General features: G+C 66.2%; 8 protein-coding genes. All 8 read right to left on the bottom strand.

The annotated features are described in order from the left end of the window. Positions 1–81: 81 nt before the first annotated feature. The 8 genes from KW845_RS22660 to KW845_RS22625 all read right to left on the bottom strand — a co-directional run bounded on the left by KW845_RS22660 (position 82) and on the right by KW845_RS22625 (position 18,781). Positions 82–1,227, bottom strand: a complete 1,146-nt coding sequence (locus KW845_RS22660) for a branched-chain amino acid ABC transporter substrate-binding protein (protein ID WP_218371630.1) — start codon at positions 1,225–1,227, stop codon at positions 82–84. A 233-nt stretch (positions 1,228–1,460) separates the two neighbouring features. Further along, positions 1,461–5,279 (bottom strand): trifunctional transcriptional regulator/proline dehydrogenase/L-glutamate gamma-semialdehyde dehydrogenase, encoded by a 3,819-nt coding sequence (putA, locus tag KW845_RS22655; RefSeq protein ID WP_218371629.1) that lies wholly within the window; start codon positions 5,277–5,279, stop codon positions 1,461–1,463. Between the two features lie 146 nt (positions 5,280–5,425). Continuing rightward, positions 5,426–6,079 carry a membrane integrity-associated transporter subunit PqiC gene (locus KW845_RS22650; RefSeq protein ID WP_218371628.1) on the bottom strand — a complete coding sequence of 218 codons (654 nt, stop codon included), beginning with the start codon at positions 6,077–6,079 and terminating at the stop codon, positions 5,426–5,428. Positions 6,080–6,082: 3 nt separating this feature from the next. Then, entirely contained in the window at positions 6,083–7,735 is a 1,653-nt protein-coding gene (locus tag KW845_RS22645) for an intermembrane transport protein PqiB (RefSeq protein ID WP_218371627.1), read from the bottom strand. 24 nt (positions 7,736–7,759) lie between these two features. Further along, positions 7,760–9,067, bottom strand: coding sequence for a paraquat-inducible protein A (locus tag KW845_RS22640; RefSeq protein WP_255592865.1), 1,308 nt, complete (start codon positions 9,065–9,067; stop codon positions 7,760–7,762). A 5-nt stretch (positions 9,068–9,072) separates the two neighbouring features. Further along, on the bottom strand, positions 9,073–11,400 hold the full coding sequence (clpA, locus tag KW845_RS22635; protein ID WP_218371626.1) for an ATP-dependent Clp protease ATP-binding subunit ClpA: 2,328 nt from the start codon (positions 11,398–11,400) through the stop codon (positions 9,073–9,075). Positions 11,401–11,438: 38 nt separating this feature from the next. Further along, a complete protein-coding gene (gene pbpC / locus KW845_RS22630) occupies positions 11,439–13,640 on the bottom strand; it encodes a penicillin-binding protein 1C (protein ID WP_218371625.1) in 2,202 nt (733 codons plus the stop codon). Continuing rightward, entirely contained in the window at positions 13,595–18,781 is a 5,187-nt protein-coding gene (locus KW845_RS22625) for an MG2 domain-containing protein (RefSeq protein ID WP_218371624.1), read from the bottom strand. The genes pbpC and KW845_RS22625 overlap by 46 nt, the downstream gene beginning before the upstream one ends. Positions 18,782–18,866 lie beyond the last annotated feature (85 nt).

Genomic DNA, 18,866 nt, shown 5'->3' with positions numbered 1-18,866 from the left:
CCGCTGCGCGCGGGCAGGATGCCCGCGTGGTGATGCGACAACGCGGGCGCGCGGCGCCCGCGTGCGGTACACGCCGGCCGTTCAGTTGGCCTGGCTGATCATGGTCTCGACCATTTCCCACTTGCCATTCTTGACTTCGTAGATGGTGACCGAGATTTCTTTCAGGTCGCCCTTGGCATCGTAGGCGATATGTTCGCTGGTGGCACCCTTGCGTTCCAGCTTGGCCAGCTTGGGCAGGTAGTCGGCGGGATCGGCCGAATCGGCCTGCTCGATGGCGGTGATCATGTTCCAGGCGCCGTCGTAGGCATACGGCGCGTATACGCCGGGCGCCTTCTTGAAGCGGGCTTCATAGCGCTGGGCGAAATCCTTGCCGGCCGCCATTTTTTCCAGCGGCACGCCAGCCAGCGAGGCATAGGTGCCGTCGGCGGCATCGCCAGCCAGCTTGATGAAGGTATCGCTGCGAGTCATTTCGCCCGATACCAGCGGTGCCGTCAGGCCCAGGCGCACCAGTTGGCGCTTCATGGGGCCGGACTGGGCATCCAGGCCGCCGTAGAAGATCGCGTCGGGCGCGGCAGCCTTGATGTTGGTCAGGATGGACGTGAAGTCGTTGGCCTTGTCGGTGGTGTACTCGCGGCGCACGATCTCGCCGCCCGCCTTCTTGACGGCCTTCTCGACTTCGTCGGCCAGGCCTTGTCCGTAGGCCGTGCGGTCGTCGATGATCGCGACCTTCTTCGCCTTCAGGTTCTCGACGATGAACTTGCCCACCGCCGCGCCCTGCTGGGTGTCGCTGGTCATCATGCGGAAAGTGGTGTCGTAGTTCTGGTTGGTGTATTCGGGCGAAGTCGCCATGGCGATCTGCGGCAGGCCGGCTTCGTTGTACACCCGCGAGGCAGGAATCGTGGTGCCCGAATTGAAGTGGCCCAGGATGCCGTCGACGTCTTCATCGACCAGTTGTTGCGCCACTTGCACGGCCGTGCGCGGGTCGGCCTGGTCGTCGCGCGAGACCAGCACGAACTTGGCGGTTTCGCCATCGACCTTGATGCCCTTCTTGTTGGCCTCTTCGAGCGCCAGGGTCAGGCCGTTCTGCATGTCTTCGCCGTAGTGCGACTGCGGGCCTGTCAGGGGCGCGGCAAAGCCGAACTTGATCTCTTCGGCATGGGCGCCGCCAGCCAGGCAGGCAACGGTCAGCGCGGCTACCAAGGCCGGGCGGGAAAATGCGAGTTTCATATGAATCCTCCTGTGTGAATGAGGTGGCACAAAGACACGCCGCTGCTTGTGGCGCGGGTGGCTTTTATTGATAGGCAGACGCTGGCAGGCCGATGGCGACGGTTACGCCATGGCTTACCGTGAGTGCCGCCTGAAAAGTTGCACCGGATTTTGGATCAGGTGCAACCCTCTGTGCTATTGGAGATAACCCGCGCCCGGCCAGGCCGTATCGTGCTTGCATGGCGAATCTTCCCTCAGCCTATGGACATCAGGCTGGCGTTGCCGCCGGCCGCGGCCGTGTTGACACTGATAGACCGTTCGGTTACCAGCAATTCCAGCGTATAGGCCGCGCCAGCCGCCAGGGCGTCGGACGTAAGGCCCTGCACCGTCAGGATGGGTCCGCCGCGCGCCGCAATACGCTCATTCCAGGTGCGCAGCGCATCGCCGTCGCCTTCGAACAGTACGCCATGGAACACTGCATCGTCGACCTCGGCGTCGGCCAGCAACGACACGGCTGCCGCCCCTGCCCCCGCACTTGCCTGCCAGGCGCGCGCGGCGGGCGTATCCAGCAACAGGGCCGAGTTGCCGGTGGCCTGGACGGCGGCGCCTTGGGCATGCGCGCCGGCTTCGGTAGCCGCCACGCACAGCACCGCGCCGCGCGCCTGCAGGCGATACGTGTTCTGTTCGCCGGTCGGGCCAGGCAAGGTCAGCACGCGCGGCAGCGGACCGGCGCCATCGGCGCCAGCCGGCAAGCCGGCCGGCCGCGTCGCCAGCAAGCGATACAAATACAAAGGGCCGCCGGCCTTGGGGCCGGTGCCCGACAGGCATTCGCCGCCAAACGGCTGCACCCCCACCACGGCGCCGACGATGTTGCGGTTCACGTACATATTGCCCGCGTGCACGCGTTGCGTGACATGGCCGATGGTCTCGTCGATGCGGCTGTGCACGCCAAAGGTAAGCCCATAGCCGGTAGCGTTGATCTGGTCCAGCACCTGGTCCAGGTCGTCGCGGCAATAGCGCAGCACGTGCAGAACCGGCCCGAACACCTCGCGGGTCAGCTCGCCCACATTGCCGATCTCGATCAGGGTGGGCGGCACAAAGGTGCCGTAGCGGCACTTGCCGTCGAGCTCGACCTGGTCGACGCGGTGTCCGGCCGTGCGCATGGCATCGATATGGCGCACGATATTGTCGCGCGCCTCGGCATCGATGACCGGCCCCACGTCGGTGGACAACTGGTCGGGATTGCCCACCCGCAGTTCGCGCATGGCGCCGCGCAGCATGTGCAACACATGATCGGCGCTGTCTTCCTGCAGGCACAGCACGCGCAGGGCCGAACAGCGCTGGCCGGCGGAATCGTAGGCGGAATTCAGCACATCGAACACCACCTGCTCGGCCAGCGCCGACGAATCGACGACCATGGCATTCTGCCCGCCGGTCTCGGCGATGAGCGGAATGGTGTGGCCGCGGTCGTCGAGCCGACCGGCCAGCGTACGCGCGATCAGCCGCGCCACATCGGTAGAGCCGGTGAACATGACGCCGTCGATGGCCGGGCTTTCAACCAGTTGCGCCCCGACCGTTTCGCCGCGCCCCGGCAGCAACTGCACGGCACCCGCCGGCACGCCGGCCAGGCGCAGCACTTGCACCGCCTGGGCGGCGATCAGGCAGGTCTGCTCGGCCGGCTTGGCGATCACGGTATTGCCGGCCACCAGCGCCGCGGCAACCTGCCCCGTGAAGATGGCCATCGGGAAGTTCCAGGGGCTGATGCACAGCACCGTGCCCAATGGCCGATGCGTGTCGTTGCCGAACTCGCGCTCGGCCTGGTCGGCGTAATAGCGCAGGAAATCCACGGCTTCGCGCACTTCGGCGATGGCGTTTGGCAGCGACTTGCCCGCCTCGCGCACGATCAGGCCCAGCAGCGGCTGCATGCCTTCTTCCAGCAGTTGCGCCGCGCGGCGCAGGCATTGCGCCCGCTCGCCCACCGGCGTGGACTGCCAGATCGGCGCGGCATTGCCGGCCACCTGCAAGGCCTGGTCGACCTCAGCGGCGCGCGCCTCGATGACGTGGCCGACCACGTCGCGGTGATCGGCGGGGTTGCGGACTTCGGCGGCGCGTTCGGTATCCCAGGCGCCGGCGTCCTCGCCCAGCATCGGCATGGCCTGCCACGGCGTGGCGGCGCTGGCCAGCAAGGCCGCCGCCAGCGAACCCAGGCGGTGTTCATTGGTCAGGTCCAGGCCGGCGGAATTCAGCCGCGCACCGCTGCCGGCCGGGCCGTACAGCTCGCGCGGCAGGGGGATTTTCTCGTGCGGAGCGCCCAGTGGCGAGATGCGGGCCGCCACGTCGACCGGGTCGGCCACCAGCTCGTCGACCGGAATGTCCTCGTCGCCGATCAGGTTCACGAACGACGTATTGGCGCCGTTTTCGAGCAGGCGGCGCACCAGGTAGGCCAGCAAGGTCTCGTGCGTGCCCACCGGCGCATAGATGCGGCATGGACGGTTCAGCTTGTTCTGCGAGACAGGGCCGACCACTTCTTCGTACAGGGGCTCGCCCATGCCATGCAGGCACTGGAACTCGTACTGGCCGGGGTAGTAGTTCTGCCCCGCCAACTGGTAGACCGCCGCCAGGGTGTAGGCATTGTGCGTGGCGAACTGCGGATAGACCGCTTCGGGCGCGCCCAGCAGCTTGCGCGCGCATGCCAGATACGCCACGTCGGTATAGACCTTGCGGGTGTAGACCGGATAGCCTTCCAGGCCATCGACCTGGGCCTGCTTGATTTCGCTGTCCCAGTAGGCACCCTTGACCAGGCGCACCATGATGCGATGGCGGCTGCGGCGCGCCAGGTCGATCACATAGTCGATCACGAATGGCGCGCGCTTCTGGTAGGCCTGCACCACGAAACCGATGCCGTTCCAGCCGTCCAGCTCGGGGACCAGGCACAGTGCCTCGAGCAGATCCAGCGAGATTTCCAGCCTGTCGGCCTCTTCGGCATCGATGTTCAGGCCGATGTCGTAGCTGCGGGCCAGCAAGGTCAGCGCCTTGACGCGCGGCAGCAGCTCTTCCATGACGCGTTCGCGCTGTGCGCGCGAATACGTCGGGTGCAGCGCCGAGAGCTTGATGGAAATGCCCGGCCCTTCATAGATGCCGCGCCCTGCCGCCGACTTGCCGATGGCATGGATGGCCTGCTCGTACGATGCGTAGTAGCGATCGGCGTCTTCGCTGGTAGTGGCGGCCTCACCCAGCATGTCGTACGAATAGCGAAAGCCTTTGGACTCCAGCTTGCGGTTATTGGCCAAGGCCTCGGAAATGGTCTGGCCCGACACGAATTGCTCGCCCATCATGCGCATGGCCATGTTGACCCCCTTGCGCACCAGGGGTTCGCCGCCCTTTCCTATCAGGCGCGTCAAGGCCTTGGACAACGACTGTTCGCTGTTGACGGCAACCAGCTTGCCCGTCAGCATCAGCCCCCAGGTGGCGGCGTTGACAAACAGCGACTGCGATCCGCCCATGTGCGAGCGCCAGTCGCCGCGGGCGATCTTGTCGCGGATCAGGGCGTCGCGGGTGGCGCGGTCGGGAATGCGCAACAAGGCCTCGGCCAGGCACATCAGGGCCACGCCCTCTTGGCTGGACAACGAAAATTCCTGGATCAGGCCTTCCACCCCACCCCCGCCGCGCTTGTCGCGCAGCGTCTGCACCAGGCGAGAAGCCAGGGCGTGGATCTTCTCGGTGTTGGGCATGCGCGCCTGCCCCAGCAGCAGCGGCACGCATTCCGGCTCGGGGCGGCGGTAGGCGGCCGTGATGGCGGCGCGCAGTACAGACTGCGGCTGCACATCCTGGCCGAATTCGAAGAAAGGCGGGGTCACAGGCTGCGCGCCCAGGTCGATATCGTCGAGATCGGCCTCGTCTTGCGACAGGTGCGAGATTTCGGCGGGCAACTGGCCGCGCTCGATCTTGTCCAGGTATGCCAGCAGCGCCTGCTTGTGCAACCAGTGCGGGGTGCAACTCAGTTTCCGCGCGGCGGCTTTCAGGCGATCGCGCAAGGTGTCGTCCACCTTGACGCCCAATGTGGTACTGGCCATGATGAATTCGGTTCCTCAGCTCATGCGGCAATGCCATGGCCCCACTGGGCCATGTATTCATTCACCGCTTTCCGGTCAAACCGGAATACTAAGGAAGATACAACCCGGATTGAATTATGGTTAACCTTTAAGGGTTTACCCTTGGTTCAGGCGCAATCCCAGAGCTGTACTTGCTGGCCCGCCGGGATAGCCCGCGTCCCGCCCGACTGGATGGCCGATGCGATAGTCTGGGCCATCAGCGCCACCGCGCGTTGCTGGGCCTGCACCAGCGCGGGAATGTCCTGGCCGTCGGCCGGCATTTGCACGGCCGCGCGGCATATCAGCGTGCGGGCGCCCTTCAGGTTGATGGGCCGCACCCGCCACGTGGCATCCAGGCGGGCCGGGCCGCCGGCCACCATGTCAAAGCGCTGCACGTCCACCTGCACCCGCCAAACTGGCGTGCTGTCGGCGGGTCGCAGCGTCTGGACGTCCAGGGCGCCCAGGGTACGCGTCAGTACATCGGACATGGCGGCCCCGATCTCATCGGACAGCGGAGCGCTCCAGCGATGCGAATACAAGGGAGCCAGCGCGCCGTCGCCCTCGTGCTCGCGCAGCATGATCTGCGGCTGGTCGGCCTGCATGGGCACCGATACCGGTACAACCTCGATCTGGAACCCGGCCCGACTGGCCTCCGGCGACACCGCCTGCGGCGCGGTTTGCAGCGTGTAGAAGTGCGCGGGCGGCGACCCGGCGCAGCCGGACAACAAGGCCGACAGCGCCAGGATGGACAGCGACAGCGGGACGTATCGGATGGTACGCATGGATCAGTTCCTGGTTTCGCCGGGCAGCGGGTCTTGGCCCCGGCCGCGGATCAGGGCTTCCGGATTGGCCTGCAAGTAATCAGCCAGGGCGCGCAACGAACGGGCGGCGCGGCCCAGCTCTTGCATGGCGCGCTCGGCGTTGGCCGGCAGCGCCGCATCGGTGGCCAGCAGCTGGTTGATGTTGTCCAGCGACTTGCGAGCCGCACGCAAGGTCTCGCGCGCTTCGGGCGCCAGGGTCTTGTCAAGATTGGACATCAGCCTGGATGCACTGGACAGCGAGGTGCGCAGGTCGCGGCCGATCTGGTCGAACGGGATCTTGTCGATCTTGTCGACGATATTGGTGATCTGCTGCTGCAACTGTTCCAGGTTGCCGGGAATGGTCGGGATGACGATGGGGTCGGAAATATGGAATTCGACCGGTTCGGCCTTGGGGAAGTGTTGCAGCACGATGTACAACTGCCCGGTCAGCAGGTTGGCCGTGCGCAACTGACCGCGCAGGCCGTGCTCGACCATCGAGGCCAGCAGTTTGCCCTCGGTGTCGTCGCCGGCTTCCAAGGCGCGTTCGTGGACCCGATCGTAGACCGACCCCAGGCGCTCGGGATACAGCGAGGCATCGACCAGGGCATAGAAGCGCTTCTTCTTGGAGTCGAAATCAATCGTGATGCGCGTGACTTCGCCCAGTGCGATGCCCTGGAAGTCGATCGTTGCCCCCACGCTAAGGCCGCGCACCGACTGGTCAAAGCGCATGCGGATCGGAACCGGCTCGCCATCGGGATTGGCCTTGGCCTCGGCCTCGCTCGAATACAACTGGAACTGGTTACCCTGCGCGGCAGTACCGGGGTCGTTCTGGTTGACCGGAGCAAAGGCCACCCCGCCCAGCGCCAGCGATAACAGAGATTGCGTATGCAGCTTCAGCCCGCTGCCATCAACCGACAGATCGACGCCGCTGGCATTCCAGAACCGTGTGCCCTGGGTCACGAACTTGTCGTTGGGGGCATCGATGAACACTTCCACATTGACGGCGCTGCCGGTTTCGTCGAGCTTGTAGCCGATCACCCGCCCGACATTGATGCGGCGAAAATACACTGGCGATCCGATATCCAGCGACCCCAGGTCGTGGGCCTTCAGGGTGAACCGCTTGCCATCGCGGTCATGCGTGACCGGTGGCGGCGTTTCCAGGCCTATGAATTCGAACTTGGTGGCGGTGGTCGAGGCGTTGGGCCCATCGACGGCGTCCACGCCTATGTAGGCGCCCGACAGCAGCGTGCCTAGCCCCGAGACCCCGCTGATGCCCAACCGGGGCCGCACCACCCAGAAATTGGTGCCCTCGGTCGCCAGGCCGGCAGCGTCCTTGGCCAACTGTGCCTGCACGATGACCTTGGACCTGTCGTCGTTGAAGCGGATGTTGTGCACCGTGCCCACCACCACGTCTTTGTAGCGGACCTGGGTCTTGCCGACCTCGATGCCCTCGGCGGTGTTGAATTCGATGGAGATTTCCGGGCCTACTTCCATCCAGGTCCGGACCACCAGCGACAAGCCCGCCAACAAGGCCACAATCGGCACCAGCCATATCCATGAGATGCGCCGCTGCTTCTTGTGCGTGACTTCCGGCGCGTCGATGCCGTCGTTGGATGGTGGGGGATTCTGGTCGGCCATATCGGGAATTTGTGTTGGTCGGAACTATGCCGTGTTTTGCCCAGTTGCCGCACGGATATTGCCGTCGGCCGGCCGGCTGCGGCGACTGCCGCGGGATTCCTGGTCCCACGCACTGCGCGGATCGAAGCTCATGGCCGCCAGCATGGTAAGAATGACCACCAGCCCAAACGCGCCGGCCGCCGGGCCGGCGGAGATTTCCATGATGCCCTGGAAATGCGCCAAGGCCGACAACAATATCACTACGAAGACATCGAGCATCGACCATTGGCCGATGAATTCGATCATTTCGTACAGCCGCGTGCGCGGGCGCAGGTTGAACTGGCTGCCCCACTGTACCGCGCCGGCCAGCACAACCAGCGCAAGAATCTTGGTCAGGGGCACCACGATGCTGGCCACGAACACGATCAGGGCAATGTCCCATGAACCTGTGTGCCAGAGCTCGACCACGCCGCCCAGGATGGTATGGCCACTGTCGCCGAGGAAAATCGAGCTGATGTTCATGATGGGCAGCATATTGGCCGGCACATACAGCACGGCCGCGGCCAGCAGCAACGCCCAGGTTCGTGCCAGGCTATTGGGCTTGCGGTAGTGCACGACTGCGCTGCAACGCACGCAATGGTGGGCCGGGCCGTCATGGTCGTGGGACGACAGGGCCTGCACCTGGCCGCAGACGTGGCAGCCCGCCAGCACCTGGCCCTGCTCGAGGCTGGGCACGTGCACCGGCACCGCGCCGCTTTGTTCGGCAAAGCGCCACACGGCATGGGGCGAAAGGCGGTCGAGGATGGTAAGCAGCACGGTCAGGGCCCCAAAGGCATACAGGCCCGGCGCGGGACCGACCGCCGCCATGCCCGCCAGCTTCACCACGGACACCAGCACACCAAGCAGGAATACCGGCACCATGCACCACGGCCGCAGCATGCCCAGGATCCGCATGGCGGGACGGAACCCCAGCGGCTCGCGCCCCTGGGACAACGGCCACAGCACCCATGACAACACACACAGCTGCAGCAGCGGCAACGCAAACCCGGCCAGGCCGGTCATGATGGCAGTGGCGTTATACCCCTGTTGCCAGGTCATCGACACGGCGTCGAGCAGCGAGGCGTCGCGCGTCATGCCCTGCACGGACATGCTGATGACCGGGTAGGCATTGGCCACCACGAACACGATCAGCGCGGCCAGCGTCAAGGCCAGCCAGCCGGACAGGCTTACGCTGCTATAGCGCCACAGGATGGTACCGCAGCGCGAGCAAGTGGCGGTCTCGCCCGGCTGCAATTCGTGGCGCCTGAAAACGCTGGCGCAGTGTTCGCACGAGATCAGGGGCTCACGGCTCAAGGTGATCAGTCGACCAGTTCGACTTCCTGCTTGTCGGGTGCGCCGGAACCCGGCGTCTTGCCTGCACCGTCGAAGTTCAGTCGCACCTTGCCGGCCTCATCGAGGTCCACGGTCACCGTACCGCCATCGGCCAGTTTGCCGAACAACAGCTCATCGGCCAAGGCCCTGCGTATGGTGTCCTGGATCAGGCGCTGCATGGGCCGCGCGCCCATCAACGGATCGAACCCTTCTTTGGCCAGGTGCTGGCGCAGTTCGTCGGTGAACACGGCCTCGACACGGCGCTCGTGCAACTGGTCTTCGAGCTGCATCAGGAACTTGTCGACCACGCGCAGGATGATCTCGCGCGACAGCGGAGCAAACGGAATGATGGCGTCGAGCCGGTTGCGGAATTCCGGTGTGAACATCCGGCGGATCTCGGCCATTTCATCGCCCACGACGCGGCTGTTCGAGAACCCGATGGCCGGCCGGTTCAGGGTCTCGGCACCCGCGTTGGTCGTCATGATGATGATGACATTGCGGAAGTCGGCCTTGCGCCCGTTGTTGTCGGTGAGCGTGCCGTGGTCCATGACCTGCAGCAGGATGTTGAATACATCCGGGTGGGCCTTCTCGATCTCATCGAGCAGCAGCACGCAGTGCGGCTGCTTGGTGATGGCTTCGGTAAGCAGGCCGCCCTGGTCGAAACCGACGTATCCGGGCGGCGCGCCGATCAGGCGCGACACCGCATGACGTTCCATGTACTCGGACATGTCGAAGCGCAGCAGCTCGACACCCATGGTGAAGGCCAACTGGCGCGCCACTTCGGTCTTGCCCACGCCCGTGGGGCCCGAGAACAGGAAAGAGCCGATGGGACGGTCTGGCTTGCCCAGCCCCGAGCGGGCCATCTTGATGGCGGCCGCCAGGGCATCGATGGCGTTGTCCTGGCCAAACACCACCGTCTTGAGATCACGGTCGAGCGTGGCCAGCTTGCTGCGATCGTCGTTGGACACCGACTGCGGCGGGATGCGCGCGATCTTCGAGACGATGTTCTCGATGTCGATCTTGCCGATGACTTTCTTCTGGCGCGAACGCGGCAACAGGCGCTGCGCGGCACCCGCCTCGTCGATGACGTCGATGGCCTTGTCGGGCAGGTGGCGGTCGTTGATATAGCGGGCGGACAATTCGGCCGCGGCGCTGAGCGCGGCTGCCGAATAGCGCACGTTGTGATGTTCTTCGAAACGGCTTTTGAGGCCGCGCAGGATCTGCACCGTTTGCTCGACGCTGGGCTCGGACACGTCGATCTTCTGGAAGCGGCGCGACAGCGCGTGGTCTTTTTCAAAGACACCGCGGAATTCGGTATACGTGGTGGCGCCGATGCACTTGAGCTGCCCGGACGACAGCGCCGGCTTGAGCAGGTTGGACGCATCGAGCGTGCCGCCCGAGGCCGACCCCGCACCGATCAGGGTGTGGATCTCGTCGATGAACAGGATGGAGTCGGGGTTGCCGCGAATCTGCTTGAGCACGCCCTTCAGGCGCTGCTCGAAATCGCCCCGGTACTTGGTACCGGCCAGCAGCGCGCCCATGTCGAGCGCAAACACATGCGCGCCCTGCAGGATTTCAGGGACTTCGCCGCGCGTGATGCGCCAGGCCAGGCCCTCGGCAATGGCAGTCTTGCCCACGCCGGCTTCGCCGACCAGCAGCGGGTTGTTCTTGCGGCGCCGGCACAACACCTGGATGACGCGCTCGACCTCGTGCTCGCGGCCGATCAGTGGATCGATGCGGCCCGCCAGGGCGGCGGCGTTCAGGTCGTTGGCGAACTGGTCCAGCGGCGATTGGCGCGATTCGGACGGCTCTTCCAGGCTGGGCTGTTCTTTCGGCGCAGCCCCGGACTCTTCCTGGGGTTGCTTGGTGATGCCATGTGACAGGAAATTGACCACATCCAGCCGCGTCACGCCCTGCTGTTGCAGGTAGTAGACGGCGTGGGAGTCTTTTTCGCCAAAAATGGCCACCAGCACGTTCGCGCCCGTGACCGGCTTCTTGCCAGTGCCGCCGGCCGACACATGCATGATGGCGCGCTGGATCACCCGCTGGAAACCCAGCGTGGGCTGCGTATCGACTTCTGCACCGGTGGGAATGACCGGCGTGTTCTCGGACACGAACTGGCGCAGGTTGCGGCGCAAGTCATCCATATTGGCGGCGCAAGCGCGTAGAACTTCCACGGCCGACGCGTTGTCCAGCAACGACAGAAGCAGGTGCTCGACGGTAATGAATTCATGCCGGGCCGAGCGGGCCTCAACAAAAGCCATATGCAGGCTGACTTCAAGCTCTTGGGAAATCACGCTTCCTCCGTAACGCATCGAAGCGGTCGAAATACACGATTCATATTCTAAGCTGATCAGGGCGTAACGCCAGCGATTTCAAAAACCACACGGTCGTATCGACCTTGCTCATCCATGGCGGTCAAGGTATAGCGGCCATTGTGCACCATCGACAATGTCAGGGGTGTGGATGCCGCGCCGCGTTCACGCACGCGCCCGTCCAGCATCCACCACACCTGGCCGCGTGCGCCCTGCACGCTTACATCCAGTACTACCTCTTGCCTGCCCGGCACCGGCCTGAGCACCGACCCGTTGGCCACGCCCTGCAACCGCAGCGGCCCGCTGGCCACGTCAGCATAGCCCGCAAACGCGGGCGGCACTGTGTCGTCCAGTGCCCAGGCGGCGCGCGGCTGGGCACATGGCCCCGCTTGCACGCTACCCTGCCGCCAGCCCGACGGCCAGCAAGTGACCACCGGCTGTACGCTGGACGGCCGCTGGACGTGCGGCGCGACGCTGCCGGGCAAGGCCGCGACGATGTCCTGCAACAACGGCGCCGCCACGTTTGCTCCGAAAAAACCCGGATTGGGCGTGCCATCGGGCCGTCCTACCCAGACGCCGATGGTCCAGGCGTCGGTGACGCCCAGCGCCCAGGCATCGCGGAACCCGAAACTGGTGCCGGTTTTCCAGGCCAGCGGCCGGCCGGCCTGAACCAACGGCCGGTCGGGATGGCCGCCACCCTCGAGAATGTCGCGCACGATCCAGGCGGCCCCAGGGCTCATCATACGGGACTCGACCCGGGGCTGTCCCGGCGCCAGGCGCGGCCGGCCGGCCAGGCCGCCGCGGGCCAGCGCCCGATAGGCGCCGACCAGTTCTTCCAATGTGGTGCCGGCACCACCCAAAATCAAGCTCAGGTTGGGCTGTGCCCCGTCCGGCATGCGCAGGCGCACGCCGCCCGCCATCAGCATCGAGGCAAAACGGGCCGGCCCCACCCGGTCCAGCAGGTCCACCGCGGGCACATTCAACGAACGCTGCAGCGCTTGCGCCACACTGACCGGACCGGAAAAGGCCGCCTGGAAGTTGCCCGGCGCATAGCCGCCGAATGACAGCGGCGCGTCGAGCAGCAGGCTTTCGGAATGCACCAGCCCGGCATCCAGCGCCTGCGCATACAAGAACGGCTTCAGCGTCGACCCCGGCGAGCGCACCCCGCGCACCATGTCCACATGCGCATAGCGGCTATCATCGGAGAAATCGGCCGAACCGGCATAGGCCTTGATCGCCAGCGTGTCGTTGTCCATGACCAATACCGCCATCGATACCTTGGGCGGTAATCCGTCGACCCGGTCCAGCAACATGCGCTCGGCCGTGGCCTGGATGTCGGCGTCCAGCGTTGATGCCACGATGGCCGGCTGCCGGCCGGCCCTCCGCTGGCTCGCCAGCAGCCGCTGGGCCGCCAGCGGCGCCAGCCAGCGCGCCCGCAGCGGCGGCGCCACCACGGTCTCGATTTTGGCGTCGGCCACGGTGACGGGGCTCCAGCCGCGCGCCACCATCCGGTCGAGCACTTTGTCGCGCGCCACCTGGGCGGCCTGCGGATGGCGATCGGGACGCAGGCGCGAAGGCGCCTGCGGCAAGGCCGTAAGCAAAGCGGCTTCGGCACGGCTGAGATCCTGGGCAGACTTGCCCAGCCAAAGGCGGGCCGCCATCTCTACACCTTCGACAATGCCGCCCATCGGGGCATGCGTCAGGTACATGGCAAGGATCTCGTCCTTGCTGTAGTGCCATTCAAGCTGCAAGGCCCGGATAATCTGGCGCAGCTTGGCCACCGGCGATCGCGAGGACAGCGCGGCCAACTGCGGATCGAGCAGCCGGGCCACCTGCATGGTCAGGGTGGAACCGCCGGATACGATGCGCCCGTGCGCCAGCCATTGCCAGCCGGCGCGAGCCAGCGCCACCGGATTGACGCCCGGGTGCCAATAGAACCAGCGGTCTTCGTAGCCCAGCAAGGTTGCCAGGTACGCGGGCGCCACCTGGCCGGGCATGACCGGATAGCGCCACATGCCATCGCGGCTGGGGTACGTGCGCAGCGGCGTGCCGTCGACCGCCACGACGACGGCCGCTCCACCGCTGCCCATGGCGGGCAAGGGAAACAGGCGGTCCAGCGCAAATAGCGACGCCACTCCCGCCAACAATACGCCGGCCAGCAGCAGCACGCACCGCCGGCCCGGACCGCCGCGCCCTAGCGAGGCGCGGCGCCGCGGTCGCGGATTTCGATCGGGCTCCATCGTTCGCCTACGCCTCGCAATTCGGGCCGGTACATGTCTTCAGCCACGGTCGACGGCACGGCATACCGCCCTGGCGTGACCACCCGCGCCATATAGAACACCTCGACCGCCTTGCGATCCAGGGCCATGGCCGCCACGTAGCGGTCGTCGCGGAATTCGCGGTGCTTGATGGCCGGGTTGGCCATCGCATCGGCCACCCGCGTGCCACCGATCTCCCAGTCTTGCATGTCGGGGCTTTGTGACAGGTTCAGGTTCTCGACTTCGAAGCCTGCCGGGACGCGATCGACCACCAGGGCATCGGGCAGCAGCTGGTTGGCCGAGGCCCGCAGCCTGACCACCAGCAGGTCGCCGGTATGCAGCACGCCGCCATCCCAGGGCTTGCCATCGGGCGTATACCAACTGCGCTGCAGGCGAATCACATCGCTGCGCGGCGCGGGCGGCTCTTGGCGGGTACCCTGCAGATCGAGCTCGACAAATAGCGGCTGCGTGCCGGTGTTGGTCAGTTGCAAGGCAGCCAGATCGGCGCCGCGCAAAGGCACGCTGCGATCTTCGGTACCGCCCAGGTCCTGGCTGCCATGGGCGGTGGCCAGCGTGGCCGCCCAGGGCGTGCTGGCATCGCCGCCGGCTGCCCGCGCGGCCAACAGCAAGGCCATCTGCTCTTGGGTCGACAAGTACGAGCGCCCTTGCAGGCGGCTATCGAGCTGCGCCAGCAAGGGCTCGCGGCCTTGCTCGGCCAACTTGTATTGCACTGCCAGCGCATAGGCAAGCGCGTAATCGCGCACCGCGCTGCCATAGTCGCCCAGCCATTCGTCCGAATAACCGGCACCGCCATGGTGCCGATAGCCATAGGCGCGCGCCAGCGCCAGGTCGACGGCCTGTTCCATGCGCCCGGCATCGCCCATCAGTTGGAAGGCCGCCGCCAATTGCATCAGCGGCAAGGGCGACAAGGCGCGCTCCTGGTAGCGGTCGAACAACTGGCGCACGGTCGACAATGGTGCCTGGCGGTCGCGCGCCAGCACCAGCGCGGCAGCCGCGAATCCGGCGAAACGGCGATGGTCATTGCGCAGCGTGTCGGCATTGTCGCGATCGACGCGGCCGCTTTGCAGGTCGCGGCGCAGCTTGTCCGGCCAGGTGCCGAAACTGCCCGCGCTTTGCTGCAGTTGCTCCAGCAACCACTGGCGCGGGCGCGCCAGCGCGGCCTCGGGCACGGCGAATTCGTGGTCGCGCGCATCCTGCATGAAGCCGGTGGCGTAAGCAGTCAGCCAGATGTCGCGCGACGAGGCATCGCCCCATAACGAATAGGCGCCAGAGGCATTGCGCATGCCGGCCAGCCGGCCCAGCGCGCCAGCCACCTTGTCGGCCCGTTCCTGGCGGGTATGCGCGGGCAGGCCGAAGCGCTTGGCATCGGCATCGTCAATCAGTATCCAGGGCAAGGCCGCGCTGATGGTTTGCTCGGTGCAGCCATAAGGGTAGCTGAGCAGGCGCTGCACCAGGCGTGCCACGTTGATGGGCGGCCGGTTCGACAAGCTGAGGCTGGCCATGACGGAATCCGGGTAATAGCCCGCCGCCAGTTCGGCCCCCGGCGCGAAGCGTTCGCCCGGCGCCAGCCGCAGGCGCCGCAACTGATTTTCGGGTGCATGGGCCGGTTGCACTTGCAGCACCGATTCGCGCACGATATGCACGGGCTTGGCCCCGCCCTTGCCGTCGATTTGCAGCCGCACTTGCCCCAGGCCATACGAACCAGTGGCACTGGCAGTAAAGCGCAAGGTGGTGCGCTGGCGGTCTTTCAGCGTCACGGTGCGCGTGCCGTCGGCGATAGCCAGCGGATCGAGCGCGCGCAGATTCACCGTGACCTGCTGCGTGGCGCCGCTGAGATTGGTCAGGTCCAGCGCCACGGCAGCCTGGTCGCCCGGGGTGATGAAACGCGGCGTACTGAGTTCGGCCACGATGGGTGCTGCCACCACCATTTCGGTATCGGTGCTGCCGTATTTCTCGTCGTTGAAAACCACCGCCATCAGGCGCAGCGTGCCGTTGAAATCGGGCAGGTCCAGCGGGATCTCGGCTTCGCCCTGCTCGTTCAGCGCCACCGGTCCCGAAAACAGGTCGACCAGCTTGACCTTGCGGGGCAAGCTGCGGCTGTCGCCGCGCAACGCCGCATCGCCGCCCCATTTGAGGCGGCCGGTGGTGCCATCCATTTTCTCGATCAGCTTGCCGTACATGTCGCGCAGCTCGGCTGCGTAGCGATGCTTGCCGAAGAAGAAATCCAGCGGGTCCGGCGTGGCATATTGATTGATATTCAAGATGCCCACATCGACCGCCGAGAGCGTGACCGTGGCCTGCTTGCCCTGGGCGCCGTCCACCTTGACGCGCACCGTGGTGCGCTGTTCGGGTTCGACTTTGCCGGGCGCGTCGAGCGTCACGCCCAGCTTGCGCTCGACGCTGGCAATAGGCAGGAACGCCAGGCCCAGTGCGCGGGCCGGCGTGACCCGGTCGCCGGCGCTGCCGGGCCGGAACACCACGGCCGATACGTACAGGTCGTGCCGTTTCCAGGACGGGTCGAGCGGAATGTCCACCGGTGTGCCCGAGGCCTGCACCGGCACCCAGCGCGACCACAACATGCGGTCGCCTTCGACGGTAACCAGTGCCTGCCCATCGTGCGGCGGCGTGATGGTCAGCTTGACCGTATCGCCAGGCCGGGCGGGCACGCCTTCGAGTTTCATTTGCACGCGGTCGGGCCGGTTGCCCACCGCCTCGGCATCCTGGGCTCCCCAGCCGGCGTAGAAGCGGTAGCGCGCGACCTGGCCGGTCTGCGGGTCGGCGATCTCCAGCCGGTAGCGTCCCCAGTCGACCGGCAGCGCCAGCGAAGTGCGATCGGGCAGCGCGATCACGCGCGATTCAACCAGTTCTTCGGTATCGGTATAGCCGCTGTTCCAGCCGCGCTGGTCGTCGTAGCGCCAGTAATAGCGGCGATGCTCGCGATACAGTCGCAGTTGAGCCTCGGGCAGCGGGACCACCTTGCCGGCCGCGTCCAGGCGCACCACCTCGAATCCGGCCGGCGCGCCTTCGCGCGTGACATCATCGTCAAAGAGCGGCCGCACGGCGATCAGCTTGTCGGCCGGCCACACGCTACGCTCGATAGACCGCACCACCGGCCGCCCGCCCGATTCCAGCAGGCTGGCCGACAGGCGCACGCGCAGCGGCGAATGCGCGGCACCCGCGCCTTGCGGGTCTACGCTCAACCGGGCCGTGCCTTTGTCATCGAGCTTGCCTTCAGGCAATTCTTCATAGTGGCGCAAGGTGTCGTCGGCAACATCGCCGAACACGAAGCCCGGCCATTGCTGAGCCAGCGCAAAGCGATCACGCCGCACCTGGAAGCTGGCCAGCAAACGATTGCCCGCAGCGGGCGCACCGTACAGGTAATCGCCCTGTACGTCGATCTGCCAGGGCTCGCCCGGTGTCAACACCGCCTGGGTGGATTCCAGCTGCAGCTTCATGCGTTCGGGCATGAACTCCTCGACCTGGAACCACCACGATGCATCTGGCACCCGGGCGGCCGGGTCGACCCGCAGTTCCAATAGCCACTTGCCGGTCTGCGCATCGAGGGGCAGTTCGACGCCGTGCTCGATGTAACCGGCCACCTTCGAGGCAGGTTGCCACAGCTCGCTGCGCACCACGCGGCCATCGGGGCGCTTGAGCGTGGCCGTCAGCGGGGCTGGCGCCAGCGGCCGGCCGTCGGGGTCGCGCGGCAGTACCGATACCTGGAACGTCTCGCCCGGCCGATAGAGATTGCGGCCCGCATAGACGAACAAGTTGTTGTTGCGGGCGGGGTGGCCGCCTATGTCGTATTCGGACAGGTCGAGCGCCGGCTCGCCCAGGGCCAGCACCGTCATTTCGCCGCCACGTACCGCGCGCACCAGGCGTGCCCTGGCCGGATCGCCGTCGAAGCGCACATGGCCGGCCTGGTCGGCACGTGCCCGCGCCAGCACCTTGCCGGCGCCATCGACCAGTTCCACGTCCGCATCGGACACCGGCTGGCCGCTCTTGAGCGACACGGTGTAGGCCTCGATGCGATCGGCATAGCGTCGCGTATGCAGGCCGATGTCGCTGACATAGAAGTAGGTAACCTGGTATTCGTAACGGAAACGCCCCGGTTCACTCATGACCGCGACATAAATGCCCGGCTGGCGCAGTTCGGCAATGGTCTCGACCGGCAGGAACGTGACATGGCGCCGGTTGGCGCGCTCGTCGGTCAGGAAACGCCCCTGGTAGGCGCTGGTGGTCAGGCTGTGCAACCGGTCGAGGTCCCAGTTGCTGACCGAGCCTTTCAGGCTGCGGTTGTCGGCATACCGCCACTCATCATCGTCATCGTCTTCATCGCCCGAGGTGCGGCCCAGGCCGAGCACATCGTCGAAAAATTCAGACATATGCTCGGGTGCGACGCGCAGGAACTGCACATCGACTTCCGGCACATTGACGGTTGTCACGGGCAGGCCACCGTTCTGCCCGGCCGGCAGCACCACGCCGCGGCTGGCGAAATAGAACGACGGCGGCATGGCAGGCGTCTGCACGCTGCATTGGCGGTCTGCCCCCAGCGTGACGCCAGCCTGGGCCCCCGGCAAGGCCGCGCCCACCCGCACGGCATAGCTGCGCTGCGGTTGTACATAGGGGAAATACACCATGCGCGGGTTGTCGCCCGCCACCCAGGCGCCTTGCACCGGCTTGCCCTGGGGGGGCGCTGCGCTCGCAGCCACCGGGGACGCCGCGGCGGGCGCCGCATCCTGGGCGTCATCGGCCGCCTTGGCCGCGCCGGTATCGATCACGCCAAGAAAAGAATCCAGGTTTGCCTTGCGGTCGACCGGCTGGGTGAAGGTGACCGCCAGCGCCAGCGTGTCGTTGTATTCGCGCGATTGGCAATCGAGCACGGCAAAGGGATCAGCCTGGCCCACGGTGGCGGCGGCAGGTTGCGCGGCCGGGGAAGGCTGCGGAGCAGGCGCCACGGCCGGCGCGCGCGCTGCCGGTGTCACGGAAGCCGCCGGGTCGACCGATGCCGGCACGCCCCCGCGCCCGGCCCACCACCCCAATCCGATGGCGATAGCCACCACCACCGCCAGTATCCCGACGGTGCCCCCTCTTTCACTCATGACATGCCCCTGTACAGCGTGTGCGAGCGCCGTGCGCCCTGAACCATCGCGCCGGCCTGCGCCGGCGCGCGGCGGATACGAGACA

It is taken from the genome of Bordetella sp. BOR01 (assembly GCF_019218885.1).
GTDB lineage: Bacteria > Pseudomonadota > Gammaproteobacteria > Burkholderiales > Burkholderiaceae_B > Bordetella_A.
This window is presented reverse-complemented; position numbering and strand designations above follow the sequence as displayed.